Genomic DNA, 18,502 nt, shown 5'->3' with positions numbered 1-18,502 from the left:
CGTCAGAGGTCCTGCACCCGGTGCGAGGGCGGGATGTCAGAGCCGCGGCAGGGTCACCCCGCGCTGGCCCATATATTTGCCGGCGCGGTCGGCATAGCTCGTCTCGCAGGGCTGCTCGCCCTTCAGGAACAGGAACTGGCACGCGCCTTCATTGGCGTAGATCTTGGCCGGGAGCGGCGTGGTGTTGGAAAACTCCAGCGTCACATGGCCTTCCCATTCGGGCTCGAGCGGCGTCACGTTGACGATGATCCCGCAGCGCGCATAGGTCGACTTGCCAAGGCAGATCACCAGCGTGTCGCGCGGCACGCGGAAATACTCCACCGTGCGGGCGAGCGCGAAGCTGTTGGGCGGGATCACGCAGACATCGGTCTTGCGGTCGACGAAGCTGTTCGCGTCGAAATTCTTCGGATCCACCACCGCGCTGTCGACATTGGTGAAGATCTTGAACTCGTCCGCCACCCGCGCGTCATAGCCATAGGAGGAGAGGCCGTAGCTGATGCAGCCCTCGCGCCGCTGGCTCTCGACGAAGGGCTCGATCATGCCGTGGTTGAGCGCCTGCTCGCGAATCCAGCGATCGGAAAGAATGGACATGGCGCGGGTAGTGCGGGGGAGGGGGCGCGGCGTCAAGCGATCCCCAGATCCCCCGGCCCGAACGCCTGGGGCAGCAGCTCGGACAGGCGGTAGCTCGCCACCGCATCCCCCTCGGCCGCGCCGCAATGGACGGGCAGGTCGCGCTTCCCCAGCTGCGCCGCCTCGTTGATCACCTGCCGGCATCGCCCGCAGGGGCTGACCGGCGCGGTGCCGGTCGGCACGCCGTCCGGCCCGATCGGTCCGCCGATCACCGCGATCTCCGCCACGTCGCGTAAGCGCCCCTGCGCCGACACCGTCGCCAGCGCCACGGTTTCGGCACAGAGCGACAGGCCGTAGCTCGCATTCTCGAAATTGGCACCGGTCACCACCGTGCCGTCGGTCAGCAGCACCGCGGCGCCCACGCCGAAGTTCGAATAGGGCGCATGCGCGTGGCGCGCGGCGGTGCGGGCGGCTGCGATCAGCGCGCTGTTGTCGGTTGTCATGAAACTCATCCCTTGATGTGGAGCACGCAGATCAGCGTGAACAGCCGCCGCGCGGTATCGAAATCGACGTCGATCTTGCCTTCCAGCGCAGTGCGGAGCAACTCGGCGGCGTCATTGTGGATGCCGCGCCTGGCCATGTCGACCGTCTCGATCTGCGCGGGCGTGGCGTTGCGGATCGCCTGGTAATAGCTGTCGCAGATCGCGAAATAGTCGCGGATCGGCCGGCGGAAACGGGCGAGGCCGAGCACGATCGTCTCCAGCGGCGTATCGTCCGCCCGCCGGATTGCCAGTGCCAGCCGCCCTTCCTCGACGCTGATATGCAGCTTGTACGGCCCGGCATAGCCATCGGCCTGTTCGCGCTGGGGGGCGAAGTGATTGTCCTCGAGCAGATCGTAGATCGCGATTCTGCGTTCCTGCTCGATATCGGCCGAGCGCCACAGGATGGTGCGCTCGTCGAGGGTCACGTCGAGGATCCGCGGATCGGCCATAGGGCGCAGCTTTGGGGGCATTCCCCGTTTTCCACAAGCCATGCCGGTTGCCGTACCCGCCACATTGGCCGATGAGGGCTGGATGGCACAGCCGATCCCTTTCCCCACCCAGGAGCCCCAAGAGGGCCTCAGCCTCCCCCAGAACGTGGAGGCGGAAGCAGCACTTCTCGGCGCGATGATGATCGACAACCGAGTCGCCGAAGACGTCCTCCAAAAGCTGCGACCCGAGCATTTCTTCGAGCCGCTGCACGGCCGCATCTATGAGCAGATCGCGCATCTGGTCGGCGACAACCGTCTCGCCACGCCGGTGACGCTGCGCCCGCTGTTCGCCAACGATCCCGCGATGAAGGAGCTGGGCGGCCCGGCCTATCTCGCCCAGCTGACCGGCAACCCCGCCAGCCTGATCGGCGCGCGCTCCTTCGCCGACCAGATCTACGATCTGGCGCAGCTCCGCGCGCTGGTCGATGTGGGCCGCGGCATGGTGGAGGGCGCGCTCGACACCAGCCAGGACATCAATCCCTCCAAGCAGATCGAGCAGGCCGAACTCCGGCTCTACCAGGTCGCCGAGCAGGGCGATTCGGAAGCCGGGGTGAAGTCCTTCACCCGCGCCGCCACGCTGGCGGTGAAGCAGGCCGAGAAGGCGATGAACTCCGGCGGCGGCATCTCGGGCATCACCACGGGGCTGAGCGACCTCAACGCCTCGACCGGCGGTTTCAACCGGTCGGACCTGCTGATCCTCGCCGGCCGCCCCGGCATGGGCAAGACCTCGCTCGCCACCAACATCGCGTTCAACGCCGCCAAGCGCTGGATGGACGATCTCGACGCCGGCATCGCCGAGGAAAAGTCGATCGGCGCGCCGGTGGCGTTCTTCAGCCTCGAAATGTCGGCCGACCAGCTGGCGATGCGTATCCTCTCCGAGCAGGCCGAGGTCGTCTCGGAAAAGCTGCGCACCGGCCAGCTGAGCAATGCCGAGTTCCAGAAGTTCGCGCGCGCCGCGGGCGATCTGGAGCGGCTGCCGCTCTATATCGACGACACGCCGGGCCTCACCATCGCGGCGCTGCGCACCCGCGCGCGGCGACTCAAGCGCCAGCACAAGATCGGCATGGTGATCGTCGACTATCTCCAGCTGCTCACCGGCTCGGCCAAGGCCTCGGGCGACGGGCGCGTGCAGGAAATCTCGGAGATTTCGCGCGGCCTCAAGACGCTGGCCAAGGAACTCCATGTGCCGGTGCTGGCGCTCTCCCAGCTCAGCCGCGCGGTGGAAAGCCGCGAGGACAAGCGCCCCCAGCTCTCCGACCTTCGCGAATCCGGCTCGATCGAGCAGGACGCCGATATCGTGCTGTTCGTGTATCGCGACGAATATTATCACGACTTCAAGGCGCCGACGAAGATCCCCGACGGCACCGAGACCGCCGAGGAGCGCATGGCCTATGAGGAATGGCAGGCGCGCCAGCTGGAAGTGGCGAACAAGGCGACGGTGATCATCGCCAAGCAGCGCCATGGTGCGACGGGCTCGGTGCACATGCGCTTCGACCGGCAGTTCACCAAGTTCAGCGATCTGGCACCGGAGGGGTATTGAGGCATACCGGCGGTGCAGTCTGCCAAGCCCCTCCCATTCAGGGGAGGGGGTGTTCTCGCAATAGTTCAAGAATGCTCGTCAACGACTATTCAGCGGCCGAATTTAGCCTCATCAAGCGCTTTAATGAACCGCAAGAGACTCAGAACAGTTTCAAATACATATCTGCCTTCGGCTAAGCTTAGCATTTCGTTGTCGTGTGCTAGGCTTTGATTGTTACGAACCTGATTAAATTGCTCCATAACCTGAACGGCAGATTTTGCAATTTTTGCTGAGTATTCGCCTATCTGAGACGATAGACGAAGATTGTTGATGTAGCGCCCGGCTCGAGCATGAAGGGCTTCGTTGTGGGTTACGTCGATACCATCGCGAGCGAGTAGATCGGCAAACTTCTTCATCGCGTAAGTATGTAATCGATCAAGTGCGGCGTGAGGTTTATTCGCCTGAATATCACGTTGAATGGCATCTACGAGCTCTCCAAGGGTTTGATCACCGTTGAAGTTTTCTACGATCGCTAAATCTATTGGCTGATATGAACCTTCTAGGTTTGCAATCATCTGCAAGAAATCTGCTTCAACCTTTGGTTCGAGTGTGCTGTGATGGCCTTGCTTGGTCAACTGCTGGCGATATTCCCAAAACACTCTCAGAACCTCTGCCTGTGCGCCGGGAACCAAAGAGCGAAGTAAGGCTCGCAAGCGCTTCGCTTTCGATCCTCCATCGACGGTGTACGTGGGCACTGTGGCGTCGATACCAAATTTTCGCCGCACAAAATCGTTGAAAGACTTGTCGCTAAAGTCAAGTACGTAGCCTTGTGTCATCTCCAAGGCATGATCGACTAGCCACATATCTAGCGGCGGTTCATTCGACTCATTGCTGAGTTGATCTTGAAAGTAGCCCAACTTGTTCCCTTGGCTTTGCCTGTGAACGGATTGCTATCATGATAGTAAACAAGCGGCGTGTGCTTGGAAAGCCTTGGTGGCAGCAAACGCCCGCCCCTCAAACATTCGTCCCCACAACCCGCCCGATCCCCGCGGTCAGCGCCATCGCCAGCGCGCCCCAGAACACCACCCGCACCACCGGCTTGAGCGGCCTGGCCCCGCCGGTGATCGCGCCCAGCGCGCCGAGCAGGGCGAGGAACAGGATCGATCCCGCCGCTTCGCCCGCCGCCATCCAGCGCATCGGCAGCAGCGCGGCGAGCAGCAGCGGCAGCGCCGCGCCCGCGGTGAAGGTTCCCGCCGAGGTGAAGGCGGCGACCACCGGCCGCGCGGTGGTCATCTCGGTGATGTGGAGCTCGTCGCGGGCATGGGCCTCCAGCGCGTCGTGCGCCATCATCTGCTCGGCCGCCGTGCGCGCGGTGGCGGGATCGACGCCGCGGCCGGCATAGATGGCGGTCAGCTCGGCCAACTCGGCCTCGGGCGTGGTGGCGAGTTCCTGCCGCTCGCGGGCGAGGTCGGCGCGTTCGGTATCGGATTGCGAGCTGACCGAGACATATTCGCCCGCCGCCATCGACATCGCCCCCGCCACCAGCCCCGCCACCCCCGCGACGAGCAGCGCCGGCCGCTCCGCGCCCGAGGCGGCGACCCCCAGGATCAGGCTGGCGGTGGAGACGATGCCGTCATTCGCCCCCAGCACGGCGGCGCGCAGCCAGCCGATCCGGGCGACGAGATGCTGTTCGCGGTGCGGGCGCATGGGGGATCCTCCGGTGGTGGCGACGGGAGGATGGGGCGGCGACAGGGCGGCGGCAATGGGGGAGTTCCCGTGGGGTGCGTCGGGGCAAAGGATGCCCCCCATCGTCATCCCGGCGAAAGCGCGCAGCCGAGCGAGGCCAGCGCGAAGATCGCGACACCCAGGATCAGCATCCGGCGCCGGCCGAAATAGTCCCCCGTCGCACCCGCGAACCGCAGCAGCGCGGAGAGCGGGAGCAGATAGGCGTTGATGATCCAGGGCAGCGTCGCCGGGTTGGCCTGCAGGCTCGCCCCGATCGTCGGGAGCGCGACGTTGGTCACCGATCCGTCGAGAAAGGCGAGGCTAGGAGGCGCACATGCACGCGGCGATGATCCAGCCGCCATGGCGGGGGGCGGGCGGGGAAACAGGCGGGGTCTCCTCCCCCGGGCCGGGCAGGAGAAGACCCAGCCGGTCAGAACCGCGTGCGGACGGTCAGGCCATAGGTGCGCGGTTCGGCCAGGAACGAGCCGAACAGGGCGTTGCCGGTCGCAAAGGCCGGCGCGCCGAACGCACGCACCTGCGATAGGCTGCCGGAGCCCTGGAAGGGCAGGCTGAAGGCGACCTGCTGATAGTTGGTGTCGAGCAGGTTCTGCGCCCACAGCTCCACCGCCCATTTCTCGTCGGGGCCGCGGATGCCGAGGCGGGCATTCACCGTCAGGAAGCCATCCTGCCGCTTCTCGGCGAACAGGTCGGAGCCGGTGTTATAGTCGCTGGTCAGGCGGCCATCGACATAGAACAGGCCCGTCAGCCCGCTGCTGCCGATCGCCGGCGTCCAGGTCACGGCGCTGGTCACGGTGTTGCGCGGCGCGTTCGACATCTCGCTGCCCGGCAGCAGGAAAAGCTGCGCGTTGAGCGGCTCGCCCGCCTTGGAGCCCACCAGATTGTTGCGGTGTTTGGCATCGGCCAGCGTGTACCCCAGGTTCACGGTGAAGTTGGAGGTGGGATAGAGCCCGACTTCCAGTTCCACGCCCTGCGTCACCACGCCCTTGCCGACGCTGCCGGTGCAGGCGCCGGTGGCCGAACTGTTGTCGCGGTCCGCACCGTTCAGCGCGCTGCTGCACCCGCCGATATTCTGGACGATAAAGGCGGTGCCGTTGAAGGTATTCAGCTGGAAATTGGCGAATTCCGATCGGTACAGCGCCACGTTCGCGGTCACCCGGCGGGAGGTGTATTTCAGGCCGAGTTCGTACGCGTTCACCGTCTCGGGATCGAAGCGCAGATTGGCGGCGGCGGCGGGCTGCGGCGTGGCGAACACGGTCGTCGACAGGTCCGAGCGATCGAGATTGTACCCGCCCGCCTTGTAGCCGCGCGCGAAGGAGACATAGGCCAGCGTACGCTCCGAGGGCTTCCAGGAGAGCACGGCGGTGCCGGTCAGCTGACCTTCCTTGAACCTGTCGCTGAACGGTACGCCGGTGAGCGCCGCCGTCGAATTGCCGGTGCAGGTGAGCGTCACGATGCCGGCGGCGAGCGACTGCAGCGTCGCGTTGCTGCTGGCGAGCAGCGGCCCCATCGCGGCCTGCTGCGCCGGGCAGACGGTGTTGTTGTTGTTGAACGCCGCCTTCAGCGTCTTGCTCTCGTGCGTGTAGCGGGCGCCAAGCGTGAAGCTCAGCGTCTTGGTGAGCTTGTAGATATTGTGGGTGAACAGCGCCCAGTTCTCGCTGGTCTGGTCATATTGGTCACGGATGCTGCCCAGGTCGTTGAGCGTGCTCAGCCGGTCGATGCCGCCGATGATCTGCGGGCCCACCGCCGGGGTGAGCGCCGCGCGGCCGGCGGCGCTCAGGCAGCCGGGGCGGGTGGGGTCGCGCAAGGCCGCGGTCGGATTGAGCGTCGCCACCATCCGGCAGGCCGCGAAGGCGCCATACTGGGTGCCGAAGCGCAGATTGTCCGCCACTTGCAGCGTCTCGTGCGCGAAATAGCCGCCGACCAGCCAGTCGAGCTTGTCGCCCAGGATCGTGCCCGAGAAACGGCTTTCGTGGCTGAAGGTGTGGAAGCGGCGATAGCTGTTGCCGTCATTGGGCCGGTAGGCGATGTCCAGATTGCCGTAATCGATGTCCGCCGCGCCGTCGGACTGGTACTCGCGATAGGCGGTCAGCGAGGTGAGCTGGGTCGCCCCGATGTTCCAGCGCACGCGGGCGGAGATGCCATAGTCGGTGGTAAGATTCGCATAGGCGCGGCCCGGCGTCTGCGCGATCTGGCGGTTGTACGGATCGCCGTCGCTCGGCAGTACGGCGCCCATGCTGCGCAGGATCGCGGAGACGCGGTTGCCGGCGGGGTTGATCGCATAGTCGCCGGGCACGCCGGGGGTGGCATCCAGCTTCTCGCGCGTGTCGACATAGACCGCGCCGCAGCACTTTTCCTTGCGATGCGTATAGTCGGCGATCAGGCGGATGCCGAGGTCGGGATTGACCGTGAACAGCAGCTGGCCGCGAACGAAATAGCGATTGCGATCGTTGAAATCGGTCTTGTTGACGACGTCGTACAGATAGCCGTCGCGCTTCGAGTATACACCGTCGATACGGAAGGCGAGCAGGTCCTGCACCACCGGGCCGGTGAGGGCGCCGGACAGGCGGACGGCGTTGTAGTTGCCATAGGTGGCCTCGCCGAATCCGCCGAATTTGAACTCGGGCAGCTTGGTATAGATGCTGATGGCGCCGGCGGAGGAGTTGCGGCCGGAGAGCGTGCCCTGGGGGCCGCGCAACACCTCGATCCGCTCGATCTCGCCTATGTCGTTCAGGCCGGAGCCGGTGCGGCTGCGATAGATGCCGTCGATGAACACCGCGACCGAGCTTTCCAGGCCTGGATTGTCGCCGACGGTGCCGATGCCGCGTACGCGGGCAGAGGCATTGGCTTCGGAACCGGTGGAGGAAACGAGGAGCGACGGCGCGATCTGCGTCATCTGGCGAATATCGGTCGCGCCGGAATTCTGGAGTGCGGCCTGGCCGAAGGCGGAGACCGCGATCGGCACGCTCGACAGGCGTTCGGAGCGGCGGGTCGCGGTGACGACGATGTCGGCGGTGTTCGGAGATTCGTTTTCGGCGGCTGCGGGCGTGTTGGCGGCAGAACCGCGCAGGTCCTGTGCCACCGCCGGCGTGGACAGGAGTGCGAGAACCCCGGTAGAAACCAAGAACGCGCGCTTCGACATAACGGCCACCTCTCAATCCCCAGCTATTGCTTTGGTTTGCGTAGCCTTCTGACCGAAGACGGATAAATTTCGGTGAATGCCGTGTCCGGGGTCGTCCGGAGGGGAGGGCCGCCAACGTCAGCGGCTGTGCGCCCGTTGGTTACTTGACGATGCTTGAAACATATCGGGGCGGGATGCCGTCACCCCAGGCGCGCAAGAGATGGTGACCCCTACGGGACTCGAACCCGTGTTTTCGCCGTGAGAGGGCGACGTCCTAGACCGCTAGACGAAGGGGCCATTGCTTGGCGGAGGCGGCCAATTACGTTCCGGGGCCGGCGCCGTCAAGCGATGTTTTCAGACTTTTTTCAACCCGCCACCGGCAGGCGCAGGATGCCGTCCGGCGCGTAGCCCACTTCGCTGTACGCGGTCACCGCGCCCAGCGGCAGCGGGCCGTAGATGTGGGGGAAGAGCTGGCCGCCGCGCGAGGGCTCCCAGCGCACCGTGTCGCCCAGCGCCGCGAGGTCCACGGCCGCCAGCCACAGGCCCGTCTGGCCGGCGAAATGCTTCTCCAGCGTCTCCTGCGCCTGCGCGGCGGTGGAGAGGTGGATATAACCGTCCGCCAGATCGATCGGCGCGCCCAGGAAGACACGCTCGCGTTCGAGCGTGTCCATCTGGTCCTGCGTCAGGATCTTGTAGGCGGTGAGGGGCATCTCGGCCATGCTCAGGCCTCGCCGCCGTCGGCCAGGTCTTCGCCCGGCACCGCGTCCGGGGTCGCTTCGCCGGCCACCGCGCCGTCGCCCAGGTTCATCTCGGCCTCGTCCTCGCTCTCCTCGATGCGCGCCGCCGAGACGACATGCTCGTTCGCCGCGACGTTGAACAGCCGCACGCCCGCCGAGTTGCGGCCGATGACGCGCAGGTCGCCCAGCGACATGCGGATCATCTTGGCCTGATCGGTCACCAGCATCAGCTGATGGCCCTTGGTCGCCGGGAAGCTCGCCACCACCGGCCCGTTGCGGGCGATGTTGTCGATATTGGTGATGCCCTGGCCGCCGCGGCCCGTGCGGCGATATTCATAGGCCGAGCTGAGCTTGCCATAGCCGTTGGCGCAGACGGTGAGGATGAACTGCTCGCGCGCCTTCATCTCCTCGTACTTCTCGGGCGCGAGTTCGCACTCGCCCTCGCGCTCGCCCTTCCAGGGAGCGAAGCGCAGATAGGTGTCGCGCTCTTCCTGGCTGGCGCCCGAGCGGTGGAGGATCGAGAGCGACATCACCTGGTCGCCATCGGCCAGCCGCATGCCGCGCACGCCGGTGGAAGCCCGGCTCTGGAAGGCGCGGACGTCCTCGCCGGGAAAGCGGATCGCCTTGCCGGCGCGCGTCGCCAGCAGCACGTCGTCGCCCTCGTTGAGCAGGGCGACGCCGATCAGGCGATCGTCCTCGTCCTCGCCTTCGAACTTCATCGCGATCTTGCCGTTCGAGGGCACGTTGGTGAACAGGTCCATGCTGTTCCGGCGTACGTTGCCCTTGGCGGTGGCGAACATCACGTGGAGGTTCGCCCACTCGTCCTCGTCCTCCGGCAGCGGCAGCACGGTGGAGATGGTCTCGCCACTCGCAAGCGGCAGCAGGTTGATCATCGGCCGGCCGCGGGTGGCGGGGCCGCCCTCGGGCAGCTTCCACACCTTCATGCGATAGACGCGGCCGAGGGTGGAGAAGAACAGCACCGGCGTGTGCGTCGAGGTGACGAACAGCTCGGTGATCGCGTCCTCGTCCTTGGTCGCCATGCCGGCGCGGCCCTTGCCGCCGCGCGCCTGGGCGCGGAAGGCATCGAGCGGGGTGCGCTTGATATAGCCCTGGACCGTGACGGTGACGACCATGTCCTCGCGCTCGATCAGGTCCTCGTCGTCGATGCCGTCGGCGGCAGCGGCGATCTCGGTCTTGCGCGGGGTGGCATAGGTGTCGCGGATCAGCACCAGCTCGCCGCGCAGCACTTCATACAGTTTCGCACGATTGCCGAGAATCTCGAGCAGCTCGGCGATCGAATCGGCGAGTTCCTTGAGCTCGTCGCCGATCTCGTCGCGGCCGAGCGCGGTGAGGCGGTGCAGGCGCAGGTCGAGGATCGCGCGGACCTGGGTGTCGGACAGGCGATAGGTATCGCCGGTGACTTCGGTGTCGACGGCTTCCACGAGGCGGATGTACGGCGCGATCTCGGCGATCGGCCATTCGCGGGCGAGCAGGGCTTCGCGCGCGGCGGCCGGGCTCGACGAGCCGCGGATGATCTTCACCATCTCGTCGAGATTGGTGACCGCGATCACCAGGCCGAGCAAGATGTGCGCACGGTCGCGCGCCTTGGCCAGCTCGAACTTCGAGCGGCGGGTGATGACCTCCTCGCGGAACTTGACGAAGGCCTCGATGATGTCGCGCAGGTTGAGCAGTTCCGGGCGGCCGCCGCGGATCGCGAGCATGTTGGCCGGGAAGCTCGATTGCGCCGGCGTATTCCGCCAGATCTGGTTGAGCACCACCTCGGGCGTTGCGTCGCGGCGCAGGTCGATGACGATGCGCACGCCCTCCCGCGAGCTTTCGTCGCGGATGTCGGAAACGCCTTCGATCCGCTTTTCCTTGGCGGCCTCGGCGATCTTCTCCACGAGGGCGTTCTTGCCCTGCTGGTAGGGAATTTCGGTGAGCACGATCGAGCGGCGTTCGCCGCGCTGCTCGAATTCGTGGCGCGAGCGGACCAGGATCGAGCCGCGCCCGGTCTGATAGGCCGAACGGCAGCCCGAACGGCCGAGGATCACCGCGCCGGTCGGGAAGTCCGGACCGGGGACGATCTCCATCAGCTCTTCGGCGGTGACTGCTCCGTTATCGATATAGGCGAGGCAGGCGTTGATCACTTCGCCGAGATTGTGCGGCGGAATGTTGGTCGCCATGCCGACCGCGATGCCGCCCGCGCCGTTGACCAGCAGGTTGGGGAAGCGGGCAGGGAGTACCGACGGTTCGCTTTCCGAACCGTCATAGTTCGGCACGAAGTCGACCGTGTCCTTCTCGATATCGTCGAGCAGCGCCGTCGCCACGCGGGCGAGGCGTGCTTCGGTGTAGCGCATCGCGGCGGGCGGATCCGGGTCCATCGAGCCGAAATTGCCCTGGCCGTCGATCAGCGGCACGCGCATCGCCCAGTCCTGCGCCATGCGGGCCATCGCGTCGTAGATCGAGCTGTCGCCGTGCGGGTGGTATTTACCCATCACGTCACCGACCAGGCGGGCGGACTTGCGGTAGGGCCGTCCGGCGACATAGCCGCCTTCCTGCGCGGCATAGAGGATGCGGCGGTGGACGGGCTTCAGGCCGTCACGAACGTCGGGCAGGGCGCGCGCCACGATCACGCTCATCGCGTAATCGAGGTACGAGGTCTTCATCTCGTCGACGATCGAGATCGGGGTAATGTCAGAAGGGTCGGCGAGCAGGGTCTCGTCGGTCAAAGCGGCATACTTTCGGGTTTTTGTTACGCTGCGATGGCTCTAGCCGCCCGCATGCCTCCTGCCAACCCCGCGCCCGCGCGTACGCACGCGCGTGGGGAACATTGGGAGCCAAGTGCGGAAACGAACGTTTCCGGTCCGCAATGGCGGTTGTTCAAGCCGCGTTCAGCCGTTTCACCACACGGCAAGCGTGCTTGAATGGTGTACAGTGCGCCTTTACAGGAACCGCGACGCCGCCTGGCCGACGAGGAGAGTTTCAGATGAAGTTTGTTTCGAAGCTTGCGCTGACCGCGATGCTTGCGCTGGGTTCGACCGCAATGGTGACCACGCCGGCTCTCGCCCAGAAGGAAAAGAAGGGCGCAGCCAAGGAAGATCCCAACGCACTGAAGGTGGGCGATGCCTTCCGCAAGGCAGCCCAGCCCGCGATGGAAGCGGTGCAGGCGAAGAACTGGGCCGCTGCCGCCCCCGCGCTCGACGCGCTCGATGCGGTCGTGCAGAATGACGACGAGAAATATTATGCCGCCTATCTGCGCTCGCGCGTGCAGATTGGCTCGAACGACATGGCGGGTCTCACCAAGACGCTGCCGATCCTGATCGCCAGCCCGCGTACCCCCGCGAACGAGCTGCCGATCTACAAGCGCCAATATTACACGATCGTCGGCAACCAGGCGCTGAACGAGAAGAAGTATGCCGAAGGCATCGACAATCTGCTGAAGGCGCGCGAGGCCGGCAACACCGACTTCGACATCTCGATCGCGCTCGCCAACGCCTATGCGCAGACCGGCAAGCCGAACGAATCGGTCGCCGAGGTCGATCGCGCCATCCAGGCGGTGAAGGCGTCGGGCCAGAAGCCGCCGGTCGCCTGGTACCAGTTCGCCATCCCGCGCGTCTATGCGACGGGCAACCGCGCCGCGACCGCGGAGTGGATGAAGAAGATGATCGCCGACTATCCGACCAAGCAGAACTGGCGCTGGGGCGTGCTGGTGATGCGCGGCAGCGCGGATTCGGCCGGCGGCCGCCTCACCTCGGCGCAGCGCATCGACCTGTATCGCCTGCTCCGCACCACCAAGGTGATGGCCGACCAGAACGACTATATCGACTATGCGGAATCGGTGAACTCGGCGGGCCTGCCGTGGGAAGCCGTCGCGGCGATCGACGAGGGCAAGGCCTCGGGCAAGATCCCGGCGGGCAATCCGGACGTCGCGCGCATCTATGCCTCGGCCCAGGCCAAGGCGAAGGCGGAAGGCTCGCTCACCCCGCTGGTCAAGCAGTCGCAGGCTGCCGCGAACGGCAAGATGGCGGCGCAGACCGGCGACGCGTTCCTCGCCTCGGGCGACTTTGCCAAGGCCGTCGAACTGTACGACGTGGCGCTGCAGAAGGGCGGCGTTTCGGCCGACGACGTCAACCTGCACCGCGGCATCGCGCTCTACAATCTCGGCCGCAAGGACGATGCCCGCACCGCCTTCGGTCAGATCAAGGCGGCCCCGGCGGTCGATCTGGCCGCATTGTGGACGGTCGCGCTGGATCTGCCGGCGCTGACCTGATCCTTCGGGTCTCGAAAAAGGAAGGGGCGGCCTGGTGCAGGTCGCCCCTTTTTCGTTCAGCCCTTGTGATCGGGCACCGGGACGCCCGGCAGCGCCTTGGCGGTGCGGATGGTGAGCGACGTCTTGACGTGCTCGACATTGGGGGCGGTGGTAAGCCGGGTCGTCAGGATCGTCTGGAAGCTCTGCAGGTCGGACGCGACGATCTTCAGGATGAAGTCGATCTCGCCGTTCAGCATGTGGCATTCGCGCACTTCCGGGATCTCGGCGACGAGCTGTTCGAACGCCCGCAGATCGCTTTCGGCTTGACTTTTAAGGCTCACCATCGCGAAGACGGTGAGGTTATAGCCCAGCGCGGCAGGGTCCAGCGCGGCGTGATATCCCTTGATGGCACCTTCCTGTTCCAGCGCGCGGACGCGGCGCAGGCAGGGCGGCGCGGTCAGTCCGACCCGGTCGGCCAGCTCGACATTGGTCATGCGGCCATTTTCCTGGAGTAGTCCAAGGATCCGGACGTCGATCTCGTCGAATCGCATTTTTTTCTGGGGCTCCTGAGCGAGTTCGTTTCTTGATTGCGCGTGTTAGCACAATAAAATTACGCTTCAACGCAATTGTCCCACATTGCGACGTGCCGAAATGGACTGTTTCCACCAGCACCGGCTTGGCGGTATGGAGGGGCGGGATCGGAAACACGCCTTTCGGGGGACGACGGGACTTGCCGCTGCGCTTTGATGATACGCTGGAGACGGTGCTGGCGGGCGACGTGTGCTCGGCGGCGGGTGCGCCGCTCGCCTGGCGGCAGCTTGTCGACCTGATCGGCCGCGGACGGGTGCCGGCGGAGGCGCGGGCGCTCGACGTGCTGGCCGCGATCCGCGATCTGGTGCCGCTGGAGGTGCGCATCGCCAGCGCCCGCGCGCTGGAGGGTGCCAATCCGCCGCCGCCCTTGGTCGCGCTGCTGGTCCTCGACGAACTGCGCGTCGCGCTGCCGATCCTGCGCAGCGCCGTGCTGGACGGTGCGTCGTGGATCGCGCTGCTGCCTCGGCTTGCGCCCGGCGCCCGCCACGTGCTGCGCGGCCGTCGCGATCTTCCGCCGGCCGTGTCGCGCGCGCTCGAAAGCTTCGGCCCGGTGGATTTCGTCCTGCCCGATCACAGCCCGGTCGTGGGCGAGGCGGCGCCGGCGGCTCCCCAGGCCGAGGGCGAGCCGGAAGGCTTGTTCGCGGTCGCCGATCTGATGGCCCGCATCGAACGATACCGCCGGGAGCGCGAGGCAGGGAAGGGCGCACGCCCCCTCGAACGTGCCCGCAGCTTCCGTTTCGAGACCGATGCGGCCGGCGTCGTCCGTTGGGTCGACGGCGTCAGCCGCGGACCGCTGATCGGCCTGTCGCTCGATCTGCAGGGACTGCCCGGCGGCAGCCGGCTGGACGGCGTGGCGAGCGGCGCGTTCCGGCGCCGTGCAGGCTTCACCAATGCGCGCATGACCATCGAGGGCGAATCGGATGCCGCGGGCGACTGGCTGGTTTCCGCCCTGCCGGCGTTCGAGCCGGTGACCGGCCGCTTCACCGGCTATCGCGGCACCGCCCGGCGGCCGCGCGCCGACGAGCGCGCCGAACCGCTGCGCCCGCCGCCAGAGGCCGACGCGCTCCGCCAGATCGTCCATGAGCTGCGCACCCCGACCAACGCCATCGCCGGCTTCGCGGAGATGATCGAGAGCCAGATGCTGGGGCCGGTGCCCGAAGCCTATCGCGATCGCGCGGCGGTGATCCGCACCCAGGCCCGCGAACTGCTGGGGGCGATCGACGATCTCGACCTCGCCGCCCGTATCGAGAGCGCGGCGCTGTCGCTGGGGGAGGGGCAGGTGGCGCTTCGCCCGCTGCTCGCCGGCATCGCGGACGATCTCGGGGAACTGCTCAAGCTGCGCGGTTCGGCGATCGATATCGCCGAGGACGAGCTGCATGTCTCGGGCGATCGCCGCGCGGTCGAGCGGCTGCTGGCGCGGCTGCTCGCCACCCTGGTTTCCGCCACCGCGCGCGACGAGCGTCTGCGCGTGCGCTTCGCGCTGGAGGCCGAGCAGCGCGTCGCCATCCTCATCGATCGCCCCGGCGCGCTCGGCCAATATCCGGGCGAGTCGGTGCTCGGCATCGACGACGAGCAGGACGAGGACGGGACGTTGCTCGGCACCGGCTTCGCGCTGCGGCTGGCCCGCAATCTCGCGCGTGAGCTGGGCGGCAGCCTGGTGATCGCGCCCGACTTGCTGACGCTCCGCCTGCCGGCCGCGCCCGCCGCCGCGATGGAGCAGGCCCAGCGCCAGTGAGCGCGGACGGGCGCGGCGGGGCTTGCGGCGATGCCGTCGCCTCCGCTAGGGCGGGCCGTGCTGGGGGCCTGTAGCTCAATGGTTAGAGCTGGCCGCTCATAACGGCTAGGTTGCGGGTTCGAGTCCTGCCGGGCCCACCAGCAATACGCTTTGCCTTGTGTCCGCCGCCCGGACGCTCTAAGCGCGGCGGCTCGTCGGGGAGTAGCGCAGTCTGGTAGCGCATCTGGTTTGGGACCAGAGGGTCGCAGGTTCGAATCCTGTCTCCCCGACCACTCTCGCCTTCAGGCGAATTCCTCGATGCCCTGTTCCTCGTCGAGCGTCAGATCCTCGTCATCGATATAGCCATCTTCCGGTAGGGGCGCGCCCATCTGGACGGGCTTGCCCTGCGCACGTGCCGCAAGGTCGGCTAGGGCGAGCTTGCGGGCATGCCAGAAGGCCTCGAAATCGTCGGCACGCAGCGTGGCGGGGTCGATGAGGTGGGACCGCAGGATCTCGTCCAGGCACGCGCTGCTCAGGCCATGCCGCTCCTCGATGCGGGCAAGATAGGCGCTGGGGGCGCTGCCGCCGATGGCGATGTTCGTGCCTTTGGACAAGGCGGTCTTGTTGATGATGCTGTTGTAGCGCCGCGGCGCGATGCCCTGCTTCTCGCACCAGGCACGCGGGAAGATGTGGTGGACGTCGAGGGCGTCGGCATAGACGGTCATCGTCTCCACATGCTTGCCGGTGATGAAGTCGCGGCAGCCGCTGCGCATCAGCAGGGCGTGAAAGCCCTTATAGGCGGCGGACAGGCGGGAGCGGAGCGTCTCCAGCCGCATCGACTGGAAGGAACTGTCGGCAATCGTGCGCGGGACGGGGCCGCCCTCGAGCCAGGCGAGCAGTTCGGGTACGTCGCGCACGATCTTGGTTTCGGTCGCCGACCCGTAAAACTCGCCCAGCACGCCGGCCCAATACCATTGGGCGAGCTTTTCGTTTGCAGCGGCGTTGCGGAGGTGCGGCGGCAGCACCGCGAAGGTGGCGGCGAGCGAGACCATCTGCGGCGGATAGGGCACGTCGTGCCCCCACAGGATCTTCTGTTCGTTGAGGAACCGGGCGACTTCGAGAAAGCCGGCCTCCACGGCGTCGGCGAACTTGCGATATGCCGACAGCGGCAAGCCGAGCAGCGCCTCGCGCGTGCAGGTGATGGCGGGCACGTCGTTGCCGGTCGCGCCGGCGGCGATCGCCTGCTGGCGCAGGTCGCGGGTGTGGAGGACCGTGCAGGCCTGGAGGAAATCGGTCGCGGCGAGATGCGCGAAGACGCCCTTGGGCGGCACCTTTTCCCGCAGACGACCCAGTCGCCCGCGCTTCTGCTGGGTTCCGGCCCAGTCCGCGCGCAAGTCGAAGCCCGAGGCGGCGTAGATTGCGGTGACCAGTTCGAACGCGTCCAGCTTCTTGCCGCCGACATTGACGCGCTCGAACACGGTGCAGACGGCTTCTCGGCTATTGTCCTTCGACAGCTTGATGACCGGCATCGCATAGGCCTGGATCCGGTTGAGTACTTCGTTCTGGAAGCGCTGGATTTCCTCCATGCGTTGTTCGCCGCGCGCGTTCCAGTGGGCGATGCAGCCGAGGATCCAGCCGAGCGGATCGAGCGCCTGGTTGAGCGGGAACAGCAGCTTTTCATATTCGAGCGCGGGGCTGGACACGTCGACATCCACGTCCTTGCCGAAGTTCCGGCGGCGGATGCGGCTGGGCGGGACGACCTCGATCGCGGCCTCGAGATTTGCCATCGGGGCCAGCGCGGCCGGAATGCTCAGGTAGAAATACCGCTCCACCACCTGCCCCTTGACGCTGCGGACCCGTGCCGGTGTCTTGGCGAAGATCGTCTTGTAGAGCGAGGTGATGCGCTGCTGTCCGTCGAGCAGCAGGTGTTCGGGCACCACCTCGGCGACCGAGGTTCCCTCGACGCCGCGCGGCTTGAACTCGATCGATCCCCCGCGTTCCAGGGTCAGCAGGGCGCCCACCGGAAAGCCCTTGGCGATGCTTTCCAGGAGCGAGCGGACGTCGCTTTCGTTCCACACATAGTCCCGCTGGAACTCGGGTAGCTGGAGCTTGCCCACATGGACGTCGTGCAGCAGGTCCTTGAGACTGGTCTTGGTGGTGTCGAAGCTCATGCATTCCCCCGCAGTGCCTGGAGTGTGCGGCCGCCCCACGCGTGCCGCATTCCCGCTGGTGATCGCTCGGCTGCGACCCCGGGGAAGGTGCGGCCGAGGGGGAGGACGCTGGTGCCGCGGTCATCCTTTTCGCGCCGGCATGTGCGTCGCACCGCCCGGTGCCCATCAGCCTGCCCAAGCGAGCGGCATTCGGAGCATCGCGGCTACACCCTCCTGTTCGGGCCGCAGTTCCGTTCGAACGTTCCCGCATAGATGCATGGTTTCGTAGATTGGAGGACGTCAAGGGCATTGCGACCATGTCGTCCGTGGGCAGCGCCAGGATCGGCTTGTCGTGCGATCCAGATGCCGTCCGCGCCGAACGCCAGGTTCGTTGGGACCTGCAATAGACGCATGTCTCTCCCGCTCTGGACGCGGAGGACCGGCCGAGCGCCTTGGCTCGTCGATTGCGACATCTTCTTTCAACCTGAGGTTGCCAAAGAGCTGGTCGAGATTGTCAACGGATTTTCCGTGCTGTCCTGATCAAAAACGATCCTTTTTGGAGTTATTCAGCCCCGTACATTTTGCATTGCAGTACGAACGTTTCATTTCGGCTGTGAACTGACCGCTGTTTCGGGGTGATGAATTGTTGATGATTTCGGTCGTATTCGATCAATACTATACAGAATTTGCGATTGTGGGTGCATTAAATCTGCGTTGTTTCGTGAACATCGAGATATTTAATAAAATCTTAGCTATAAATTTAAAACATTATAGCCTTGATTTTTTAGTTACTGAAAAATTACTTTGGTGATTTCATTGTGATCATCAGAAGATGTTTTTAAGTTTCAAGATAAAATCAAGTGGAACTGGCTCTGGGTTTTGGAGTTGACAACGCCCTCCGCGCTCAATTTTCGTCACAATCGATGATCACGTTTTCCATGGATTCAAGTTCGTTACCGGCTGCGACTGTAAAATATGACCTAAAACGGGTCACATAGCCTCTAAACGCGAGCATTCGGTGTGAGGCGCAGAGATATTCTGGTTGACGATTCATCCATTTCCGTGGAGTAGGGCCCAA

Annotated in this window: 14 protein-coding genes and 3 tRNA genes; 5 read left to right on the top strand and 12 right to left on the bottom strand. The window is 65.5% G+C overall.

The genetic code is table 11. The features are described from left to right. Nucleotides 1-36: 36 nt before the first annotated feature. From dcd to KK7_RS0103525, 3 genes are read right to left on the bottom strand one after another with little or no spacing between them, the layout of a single operon-like run. Nucleotides 37-591, bottom strand: a complete 555-nt coding sequence (gene dcd, locus KK7_RS0103535; RefSeq protein WP_010543264.1) for a dCTP deaminase — start codon at nt 589-591, stop codon at nt 37-39. A gap of 32 nt (nt 592-623) precedes the next feature. Next, a complete protein-coding gene (locus KK7_RS0103530) occupies nt 624-1,073 on the bottom strand; it encodes a cytidine deaminase (protein ID WP_010543263.1) in 450 nt (149 codons plus the stop codon). Nucleotides 1,074-1,078: 5 nt separating this feature from the next. Next, entirely contained in the window at nt 1,079-1,561 is a 483-nt protein-coding gene (locus KK7_RS0103525; RefSeq protein ID WP_010543262.1) for a UPF0262 family protein, read from the bottom strand. A gap of 82 nt (nt 1,562-1,643) precedes the next feature. On the opposite strand from KK7_RS0103525, the gene KK7_RS0103520 reads away from it, so the two are divergent. Further along, nucleotides 1,644-3,140 carry a replicative DNA helicase gene (locus KK7_RS0103520; RefSeq protein ID WP_010543261.1) on the top strand — a complete coding sequence of 499 codons (1,497 nt, stop codon included), beginning with the start codon at nt 1,644-1,646 and terminating at the stop codon, nt 3,138-3,140. A gap of 89 nt (nt 3,141-3,229) precedes the next feature. Here KK7_RS0103520 and KK7_RS22445 read toward each other — a convergent pair whose 3' ends face one another. The 7 genes from KK7_RS22445 to gyrA form a co-directional block, all read right to left on the bottom strand. Further along, nucleotides 3,230-4,036, bottom strand: a complete 807-nt coding sequence (locus KK7_RS22445) for an abortive infection family protein (RefSeq protein ID WP_010543260.1) — start codon at nt 4,034-4,036, stop codon at nt 3,230-3,232. Between the two features lie 97 nt (nt 4,037-4,133). Continuing rightward, on the bottom strand, nt 4,134-4,826 hold the full coding sequence (locus KK7_RS0103510) for a VIT1/CCC1 transporter family protein (RefSeq protein ID WP_010543259.1): 693 nt from the start codon (nt 4,824-4,826) through the stop codon (nt 4,134-4,136). 104 nt (nt 4,827-4,930) lie between these two features. Beyond that, the gene (locus KK7_RS0103505; RefSeq protein ID WP_010543258.1) at nt 4,931-5,143 is read right to left on the bottom strand and encodes an MFS transporter; all 213 of its coding nucleotides are present in this window, start codon (nt 5,141-5,143) and stop codon (nt 4,931-4,933) included. 131 nt (nt 5,144-5,274) lie between these two features. Next, nucleotides 5,275-8,004 carry a TonB-dependent receptor gene (locus KK7_RS0103500; protein WP_010543257.1) on the bottom strand — a complete coding sequence of 910 codons (2,730 nt, stop codon included), beginning with the start codon at nt 8,002-8,004 and terminating at the stop codon, nt 5,275-5,277. 200 nt (nt 8,005-8,204) lie between these two features. Beyond that, nucleotides 8,205-8,280: transfer RNA gene (locus KK7_RS0103495), tRNA-Glu, on the bottom strand. A 68-nt stretch (nt 8,281-8,348) separates the two neighbouring features. Next, nucleotides 8,349-8,702, bottom strand: coding sequence for a DUF952 domain-containing protein (locus tag KK7_RS0103490; protein WP_010543256.1), 354 nt, complete (start codon nt 8,700-8,702; stop codon nt 8,349-8,351). A 2-nt stretch (nt 8,703-8,704) separates the two neighbouring features. Next, entirely contained in the window at nt 8,705-11,449 is a 2,745-nt protein-coding gene (gene gyrA / locus KK7_RS0103485; protein WP_010543255.1) for a DNA gyrase subunit A, read from the bottom strand. A gap of 257 nt (nt 11,450-11,706) precedes the next feature. Between gyrA and KK7_RS0103480 the strand changes: the two genes are divergently transcribed. Further along, the gene (locus KK7_RS0103480) at nt 11,707-12,990 is read left to right on the top strand and encodes a tetratricopeptide repeat protein (RefSeq protein WP_010543254.1); all 1,284 of its coding nucleotides are present in this window, start codon (nt 11,707-11,709) and stop codon (nt 12,988-12,990) included. 56 nt (nt 12,991-13,046) lie between these two features. Here KK7_RS0103480 and KK7_RS0103475 read toward each other — a convergent pair whose 3' ends face one another. After that, complete coding sequence (locus KK7_RS0103475) at nt 13,047-13,520, bottom strand: Lrp/AsnC family transcriptional regulator (protein ID WP_010543253.1); 474 nt, start codon at nt 13,518-13,520, stop codon at nt 13,047-13,049. Nucleotides 13,521-13,699: 179 nt separating this feature from the next. Here KK7_RS0103475 and KK7_RS0103470 point away from each other — a divergent pair, with 179 nt between their 5' ends. The 3 genes from KK7_RS0103470 to KK7_RS0103460 all read left to right on the top strand — a co-directional run bounded on the left by KK7_RS0103470 (nt 13,700) and on the right by KK7_RS0103460 (nt 15,567). Then, on the top strand, nt 13,700-15,295 hold the full coding sequence (locus tag KK7_RS0103470; protein ID WP_010543252.1) for a histidine kinase dimerization/phospho-acceptor domain-containing protein: 1,596 nt from the start codon (nt 13,700-13,702) through the stop codon (nt 15,293-15,295). A gap of 64 nt (nt 15,296-15,359) precedes the next feature. After that, nucleotides 15,360-15,435 (top strand) — tRNA-Ile (locus KK7_RS0103465). Nucleotides 15,436-15,490: 55 nt separating this feature from the next. Next, nucleotides 15,491-15,567: transfer RNA gene (locus KK7_RS0103460), tRNA-Pro, on the top strand. A 9-nt stretch (nt 15,568-15,576) separates the two neighbouring features. On the opposite strand, the gene KK7_RS0103455 is transcribed toward KK7_RS0103460, so the two are convergent. Next, on the bottom strand, nt 15,577-17,445 hold the full coding sequence (locus KK7_RS0103455) for a DUF262 domain-containing protein (RefSeq protein ID WP_010543251.1): 1,869 nt from the start codon (nt 17,443-17,445) through the stop codon (nt 15,577-15,579). Nucleotides 17,446-18,502 lie beyond the last annotated feature (1,057 nt).

The sequence above is a fragment of the Sphingomonas elodea ATCC 31461 genome (assembly GCF_000226955.1).
Classification (GTDB): Bacteria; Pseudomonadota; Alphaproteobacteria; order Sphingomonadales; family Sphingomonadaceae; genus Sphingomonas; species Sphingomonas elodea.
This window is presented reverse-complemented; position numbering and strand designations above follow the sequence as displayed.

Excerpts from the sequence above, each read along its gene's own strand:
- dcd (WP_010543264.1), bottom strand. The coding sequence starts at position 591 with ATGTCCATTCTTTCCGATCGCTGGATTCGCGAGCAGGCGCTCAACCAC.
- KK7_RS0103530 (WP_010543263.1), bottom strand. The coding sequence starts at position 1,073 with ATGACAACCGACAACAGCGCGCTGATCGCAGCCGCCCGCACCGCCGCG.
- KK7_RS0103525 (WP_010543262.1), bottom strand. The coding sequence starts at position 1,561 with ATGGCCGATCCGCGGATCCTCGACGTGACCCTCGACGAGCGCACCATC.
- KK7_RS0103520 (WP_010543261.1), top strand. The coding sequence starts at position 1,644 with ATGGCACAGCCGATCCCTTTCCCCACCCAGGAGCCCCAAGAGGGCCTC.
- KK7_RS0103510 (WP_010543259.1), bottom strand. The coding sequence starts at position 4,826 with ATGCGCCCGCACCGCGAACAGCATCTCGTCGCCCGGATCGGCTGGCTG.
- KK7_RS0103500 (WP_010543257.1), bottom strand. The coding sequence starts at position 8,004 with ATGTCGAAGCGCGCGTTCTTGGTTTCTACCGGGGTTCTCGCACTCCTG.
- KK7_RS0103490 (WP_010543256.1), bottom strand. The coding sequence starts at position 8,702 with ATGGCCGAGATGCCCCTCACCGCCTACAAGATCCTGACGCAGGACCAG.
- KK7_RS0103480 (WP_010543254.1), top strand. The coding sequence starts at position 11,707 with ATGAAGTTTGTTTCGAAGCTTGCGCTGACCGCGATGCTTGCGCTGGGT.
- KK7_RS0103475 (WP_010543253.1), bottom strand. The coding sequence starts at position 13,520 with ATGCGATTCGACGAGATCGACGTCCGGATCCTTGGACTACTCCAGGAA.
- KK7_RS0103455 (WP_010543251.1), bottom strand. The coding sequence starts at position 17,445 with ATGAGCTTCGACACCACCAAGACCAGTCTCAAGGACCTGCTGCACGAC.